The sequence below is a fragment of the Stenotrophomonas sp. YJH_SMC_4 genome, assembly GCF_059371575.1.
The window spans coordinates 37,864-44,881 of the sequence record NZ_JCAFUR010000024.1 but is presented as its reverse complement, the minus strand read 5'-3'; the positions used below and the strand labels follow the sequence as shown (position 1 = coordinate 44,881).

The 7,018-nt window shown below is 66.6% G+C and carries 6 protein-coding genes; 4 read left to right on the top strand and 2 right to left on the bottom strand.

Going from position 1 to position 7,018, the window contains the following annotated elements:
• On the bottom strand, positions 1–93 hold a 93-nt coding region (locus AC5P9F_RS19025), incomplete at its 3' end, for a transposase (RefSeq protein ID WP_305099592.1).
• A 230-nt stretch (positions 94–323) separates the two neighbouring features.
• Here AC5P9F_RS19025 and ppx point away from each other — a divergent pair.
• Positions 324–1,850 carry an exopolyphosphatase gene (ppx, locus tag AC5P9F_RS19020; RefSeq protein WP_005408255.1) on the top strand — a complete coding sequence of 509 codons (1,527 nt, stop codon included), beginning with the start codon at positions 324–326 and terminating at the stop codon, positions 1,848–1,850.
• A 77-nt stretch (positions 1,851–1,927) separates the two neighbouring features.
• Here the strand turns inward: ppx and AC5P9F_RS19015 are convergent, their stop codons facing one another.
• Positions 1,928–2,101, bottom strand: coding sequence for a hypothetical protein (locus AC5P9F_RS19015; protein WP_164225659.1), 174 nt, complete (start codon positions 2,099–2,101; stop codon positions 1,928–1,930).
• 143 nt (positions 2,102–2,244) lie between these two features.
• Between AC5P9F_RS19015 and AC5P9F_RS19010 the strand changes: the two genes are divergently transcribed.
• From AC5P9F_RS19010 to AC5P9F_RS19000, 3 genes are all read left to right on the top strand, one after another.
• The gene (locus AC5P9F_RS19010) at positions 2,245–5,169 is read left to right on the top strand and encodes a TonB-dependent receptor plug domain-containing protein (RefSeq protein WP_164225660.1); all 2,925 of its coding nucleotides are present in this window, start codon (positions 2,245–2,247) and stop codon (positions 5,167–5,169) included.
• A gap of 142 nt (positions 5,170–5,311) precedes the next feature.
• Positions 5,312–6,457, top strand: coding sequence for a glycosyltransferase family 4 protein (locus AC5P9F_RS19005; protein ID WP_005408252.1), 1,146 nt, complete (start codon positions 5,312–5,314; stop codon positions 6,455–6,457).
• Positions 6,438–6,977 carry a phosphatase PAP2 family protein gene (locus AC5P9F_RS19000; protein WP_005408251.1) on the top strand — a complete coding sequence of 180 codons (540 nt, stop codon included), beginning with the start codon at positions 6,438–6,440 and terminating at the stop codon, positions 6,975–6,977. The genes AC5P9F_RS19005 and AC5P9F_RS19000 overlap by 20 nt, the downstream gene beginning before the upstream one ends.
• The last annotated feature ends 41 nt before the right edge of the window (positions 6,978–7,018 follow it).

Here is a 7,018-nt window from a genome sequence, read left to right as displayed (position 1 = left end):
GCCGTGGCGACGGGCAATGGCTTTGACCGATGTGGAGGTCTTGCAGGCCTCTTTGGCGACCTGCAGTTTGAAACGTGCGTCGTATCTGTTCATGTATCCCTCGGGGTTGGATCTGACGTCCAACTCCCGGGGGTCACTTCAAGGATGGGTTCACGGCGTCCCCCGCAACCGGATCCACCCCGCCATCCCACGGATACCGCTTTTGACGTTGACGTTGACGTTGCCTCTGCGGGTGCAGGGCGCAGCCCTGCCGCACTCCCCTCTTCCAAAATGTGAAGGCCGCGCGGTGACGAGCACACCGCCCCTTCGGCTAACATTCGCCCATGCCGCATACCACTACGACTCCGCCCGCATTGCAGGATGGCGACCTGCTGGCCGCCATCGACCTTGGCTCCAATAGTTTCCACATGGTCATCGCGCGCTACACGCTCGGCCAGCTGCGGGTGATCGACCGGCTGCGCGAGACCGTGCGCATGGCCGATGGCCTTGATGGCAAAGGTGGGCTCTCTTCCGCCGCACGGCAGCGCGCGCTGGAATGCCTGGCCCGTTTCGGCCAGCGCATCCGCAATGTGCCGCCGCACCGGGTACGCGCGCTGGCGACCAACACCGTACGCCAGCTGCGCTCGCCGCAGTCGTTCCTGGTCCCGGCCGAAACCGCGCTGGGGCATGCCATCGAAGTGGTCAGTGGCCGCGAAGAAGCGCGCCTGATCTACCTCGGCGTGGCCCACGCGCAACCGCCCAAGCCCGGCCAGCGCCGGCTGGTCATCGACATCGGCGGCGGCTCCACCGAATTCATCATCGGCATGGGCATGCAGACCTTGGAGCGTGAAAGCCTGCAGGCCGGTTGCATCGCGAGCACCCGCCGCTTCTTCCCCGGCGGCAAGCTGAGCAAGAAGCGCTGGAAGGACGCGCTGGCCGAGATCGGCCGCGAGTTCCAGCCCTTTGCCAGCAAGTACCGCGCACTGGGCTGGCAGGAAGCGCTCGGATCTTCGGGCACGCACAAGGCAATCAGCGAGATCTGCGCGACGATGAAGCTGAGCAAGGGCGCGATCACCGCCGAGGCCCTGCCCCAGCTGCGCGACGAGCTGCTGAAGGCCAAGAAGATCGACGACATCCAGTTGCCGGGCCTGTCCAGCGACCGCCGCCCGATCATCGCCGGCGGCATCCTGGTGCTGGAGGCCGCCTTCCAGGCCCTGGGCCTGCAGAAGCTGCTGGTCAGCAAGGCGGCGATGCGCGAAGGCATCCTGTACGACATCGTCGGCCGTGCCGGTGAGAACGACCTGCGCGACGAATCGGTGGCCGCGCTCAGCCAGCGCTACGGCATCGACACGGTACAGGCCGACCGCGTGCAGGACACCGCGCTGTCGCTGCTGGAGCAGGTGCAGGAGCGCTGGAAACTCGATGCCGACGACGCACGCATGCTCGGCTGGGCCGCGCGCCTGCACGAGCTGGGCCTGATGATTGCCCACAGCGGCTACCACGTGCATGGCAGCTACGTGCTGGAACACTCGGACATCGCCGGCTTCTCGCGGCAGGAGCAGCAGATGCTGGCCGCACTGGTACGCAGCCATCGCCGCAGCGTGACCAAGACCGCGTTCGACGCCCTGCCCGAGCGCCTGCTGCTGACTGCACGCCGGTTGGCCGCCCTGCTGCGCCTGGCGGTACTGCTCAACCGCGCCCACGAGGACGATCCGCTGCCGGCATTGGAATTGACCGCGGACGATAACCGCCTGTCGCTGATCGTGCCGCAGGCCTTCATCGATGCGCGCCCGCTGCTCCGCGCCGACCTGATCGGCGAGACCGACGGCATCGCCGGGCTGGGCATCCAGTTCCGGCCGTTCGTGGCCTGATCCCTACGGCCAGGGCGGCACGTCATGACGCGTCGCCATAGGCCTGTTCCGCGCGTGTTCGACAAGCTGTTGAAGCTCTACGACCACGGCCCTTCGGAGCCGTGGTCTTTTCTGTTTCCGCGCAGGTTGTCGCTGCCTGCAATTGCCATGACGCTTTCAGTCCAGAGTCGGGTCGAGGGTGCATCGTCCATCGCTCCGCCGTCGATCAGATCAATCGATTGATTCACTTCCGGTTTGTGCGGAAGCGTCATGCCGCTCCATGGCGATTTCGTCCTTTCCCCATACCTCTCCCTCTCCTCCTTCACTAGGTTCGAACAACCACCGCCTGCGGTGGCGTTGGCGCGGCCCGCTTGGCTGCGCACCGAAGACTTCGAAGACTGAGAGAGAGACACCCATGACCATCCGTATTCCCGCACTGGGGCTGGCGATCCGTCGTGCGCTTGCAATCACGGCGACCACAACCCTGGCCGTTCCAGCGCTCGCGCAGCAGGCACCGGAAGCCACCACGCTGGACCGCATCGAAATCACCGGCTCACGCATCCGCCAGGTCGACCTGGAAACCGCACAGCCGGTGCTGACCGTCAGCCGCGCCGACATCGAGCGACAGGGCTTCAACTCCGTTGCCGACATCCTGCAGAACCTGACCGCGACCGGCAGCCCGGCATTGAGCCGCGCCAGCCCGTTGAGCGCCGGCGAAGCCGCCGGCGGCAGCTACGTGAACATGCGTGGCCTCGGTGCCCAGCGCACCCTGGTGCTGGTCAACGGCAAGCGGCTGGGCATGACCACTTCGGGTTTTCAGGACATCTCCAGCATTCCTGCCGCTGCGGTGGAACGCATGGAAGTGCTCAAGGACGGTGCCTCGGCCATCTACGGGTCCGACGCGATGGCCGGCGTGGTGAACATCATCACCCGGCGCAACGTTCAGGGTGTAACCGCCAACGTCTATCACGGCCAATACAGTGAAGGCGACGGTGCCCGTACCCAGTACGACGTGGTTGCCGGCTGGTCCAATGACCGTGCTTCCATCAGCGTTGCTGCCGAGCATGTCGAAGAAAAGGGCGTCTGGGCCAGGGACCGCGGCTTCAGTGCCTATACCTATACCGACGGCCACGCGGATGACGGCTGGACCACGGTCGGCCAGTGGGGTCGCATCACCGGCTTCAAGGGCCCCGGCTGCAGCAACAGCCGGGGCTGCAGCTACTCGCTCGACCGTGGCAGCCAGCCAGGTGGGCCGGACAGCTTCCACCTCAGCGACAACACACCGTTCACCGGTGATGTCAGCAACAGCAACGAGCAGATGCATCTGCAGACGCCGATCAAGCGCGATTCGATCTTCGTCGATGCGCGCGTGGAGCTGAACGACCAGGTCCGTTTCAACACCCAGCTGGCCTACAACCGGCGCACCACCACTCGCCAGATTGCCGGCTATCCCTTCCAGTCCGGCCCAGCCGGCATCACCCCGATGTCGGCCGACAGCTGGTTCAATCCGTTCGGCAGCCATCACGGCTACGACACGCCCAGCGATGTGCACTGGAACCGTCGTACCTGGGAGATTCCTCGCGTCAGCACCAGCGATCTGACCACTTGGCAGGCCGTCGCGGCACTCGAGGGCAACTTCGAATTCGGCGGTCGCGACTTCGACTGGGAAGCGGGTTACCAGTACAACCGCAGTGAGCTGACCCAACGTGCCACTGGCAACCTGCACAAGCAGCGCGTGGCCGATGCCACCGGTCCTTCGTTCTACAACCCGGCAACCGGCAAGGTCGAATGCGGAACGCCGGATGCGCCGATCGCAGGCTGCAAACCCTGGAACCCGCTGGTTCCGTATGGCCAGGACGATCCCTATGGCCTGACCGGCAACACGGAGCTCCAGGATTGGCTGTTCCCGGAAGAACTCACCCGCGGCCGCACCACCACCCGCAACCTGTTCGCCAACCTCAGCGGCAGCCTTGCCAGCCTGCCCGCCGGTGAGCTGGGCTTCGCCGTGGGGGCCGAGAGCCGCCGCGAGGACGGCCGCTTCATCCCCGATGCGCTTGCGCAGACCGGTGCCACCACCAACCTGGCGGCAGGCCCCACCGGTGGCGGCTACCGCGTCGACGAGGCCTACTTGGAACTGAGCGTGCCGGTGCTGCGCGACCTCGCCGGTGCCCGGGAGCTGACCCTCAGCGCGGCGACGCGGTACTCGGACTACTCCACCTTCGGCGGAACCCTCAACAGCAAGTTCGGCTTCACCTGGAAGCCGATCGATCAGCTGCTGGTCCGCGGCACCTGGGCACAGGGCTTCCGTGCGCCGACCATCGCCAACCTGTACGGCGGCGGCTCGGAGACGTTCACCACCGGCTTCCGCGATCCCTGCGATACAGTCCATGGCGCAGCCGCGAGCAGTGCCGAGGTCCGCGCGCGCTGTGCTGCCGACATCGCCAACGCCGACACCTACCGCCAGCTCGGCCAGGGCAATGAACCCATCACCGGCAGCAGTGGGCAGACTCCCCTGCCCTTCACCAACGGCTCCAATCCCGACCTGCAGCCGGAAACTTCGACCAGCCGCACTCTGGGCCTGGTCTGGAGCCCGACGTTCGCCGAAGGGCTTCACATCGCACTGGACTGGTGGAAGATCCGCATCGACAACACCATCGTCTCCGACCATCCCAACGACATCCTTCGCGACTGCTACGAGCTGGGTATTGCCGAGCGCTGCAGCAGCTTCACCCGCGACCCGGAGCTGGGCATCGTCAACAAACTCAACTTCGGCAACCGCAACAGCGGCTTCCGCCAGGCAGAAGGCTACGACCTGGAGATTGGCCACAAGGTCGAAACCCGCTGGGGCAGGTTGAGCGCTGACTGGAAGTCCACCTATGTGGTCAACGCCGAAGAGAAGACCACCAACGAAGCCGGCGTACCGGCCATCCCCAGCAATGGCATTGCCACCAACGGCGGCATCGGCTTCCGCGTGCGCTCCAACGCGTCGCTGGGCTGGGAGCATGGCAACCTCGGCCTGACCTGGGGCCTGCGTTACTTCTCCGCCGTCAAGGAACGCTGCCTGGGTGCGGAGGATTATCCGAACGAGTGTTCCCATCCCGACCAGCGCGCGCCGTGGTTCAGCGGTACGCGCGACTACAACCGTCGTGGATCGGTCACCTTCCATGACGTGCAGGCGCGCTACAGCCTGCCGTGGGACGCCACCGTTTCAATCGGCGCCAACAACGTGTTCGGCCGCCAGGGCCCGGCCATGTACAGCCAGCCGAGTGCCAACTTCTCCTACTACGGTGGCTTCGACATCGGCCGTTTCATCTACATGAAGTACCAGCATCGCTTCTGATCCACGCACCACGCACGGTGCCCACCACGGCCCTTCGGGGCCGTGGTGGCGTACGCTTCCGGCCGCGTCATCTGCCGGTCGCAAAGCGGTCACATCGGCTACATCGCCAGGCCCGAGCATGCCGGAAACCCGGAGGCCCGCCATGCGCTATGCCATCGTCACCGAGACCTATCCGCCGGAAGTGAACGGCGTTGCCCTCACCGTACAGGGGCTGGAGCAGGGACTGCGCAATTCCGGCCATGAGATCGACCTGATCCGGCCCCGCCAGGCCAACGAAGCGCTGGACTCCGCACCGGGCACCCTGTTGGTTCCCGGCGCCGCCCTGCCGCGCTACCCCGGCCTGCGCTTCGGCATGCCGGCACCGATCCGGCTCGGTCGCCATTGGCAGCAGCAACGCCCGGATGCCGTCTATGTCGCCACCGAAGGCCCGCTGGGCTGGTCGGCGGTGCGCACCGCACGGCGCCTCGGCATCCCGGTGGCCAGTGGCTTCCACACCCGCTTCGACGAGTACCTGCCCGACTACGGCGTGGCCTGGCTGCAGGCCGCCGCGATGCGCTGGATGCGCCGCTTCCACAACCAGGCCGATGCAACCCTGGTGCCCACCCGCGAACTGCAGCAGTTCCTCGGCGAACAGGGCTTCGAACGCGTGCGCCTGCTGGCGCGCGCGGTCGACAGCCAGCAGTTCGATCCGAACCGTCGTGACCCTGCCCTGCGCGAAGAGTGGGGCGTGGACGGCAACGGCCTGGTCGCGATCTATGTCGGCCGCATCGCCGCGGAGAAGAACCTCGGGCTGGCGGTGAAGGCCTTCCGTCGGTTGCAGCAGATCCGTCCGAAGGCCCGCTTCGTGTGGGTGGGCGATGGCCCGGCCCGCGAAAAGCTGGCGCATGAAAATCCCGACTTCATCTTCTGCGGCGTCCAGCGTGGCGATGCGCTTGCACGTCATTTCGCCAGCGGCGATCTGTTCCTGTTCCCCAGCCGCAGCGAGACCTTCGGCAACGTGACCCTTGAAAGCATGGCCAGCGGCGTGGCAACGGTGGCCTTCGACTACGGCGCGGCGCGCGAGTACCTGCGCAATGGCGAGAATGGCGCCGCAGTGGACAACGACGAGCAGTTCATCGACGCGGCCGTGCAACTGGCCGCGGATGACGCGCAGCGCCACGTGCTGGGCAGCAACGCCGCACGCGCCATGAAGCGCCTGCATCCGCAGCAGGTGGTGGCGGAATTCGACGCCCTGCTGGCCGAACTGGCCCAGTCGCGGAGGACCGGCCATGCGCACAACGCGGCTTGAACTGCTGGCCGACCGCGAAGCGCGCCTGTGCCGGCGGGCCAACCACTACTGCCGCCGCCGCCGTGTGCGCCGCCTGTTCGCGGTCATCAGCCGGCTCGGTGATGGCGTGTTCTGGTATGTGCTGATGGGCGCCCTGGTGCTGCTTGATGGCTTCGATGGCCTGCGCGCATCGGTGCACATGGCCGCCACCGGCCTGGCCGCGCTGTTGCTGTACAAGGGCCTCAAGCGCTGGACCCGGCGCCCGCGCCCGTATGCCGCCGACCTGCGCATCCGTGCCTGGGTGGCACCGCTGGACGAGTTCAGCTTCCCCTCCGGGCATACCCTGCACGCGGTGTCGTTCACCATCGTGGCGCTGGCCTATTACCCGTGGCTGGCGCCACTGCTGGTGCCGTTCACCGCGGGCGTGGCGCTGTCGCGGGTGGTACTCGGCCTGCACTACCCGTCCGACGTGCTGGCCGCCACCGGCATCGCCATCGGGCTGGCCTCGGCCAGCCTGGCCTGGTTGCCGTTGCCGGTGTAGCCCCCGGGGTCAGATCCGTTTTCCTTCGGAGAGGGATCTGA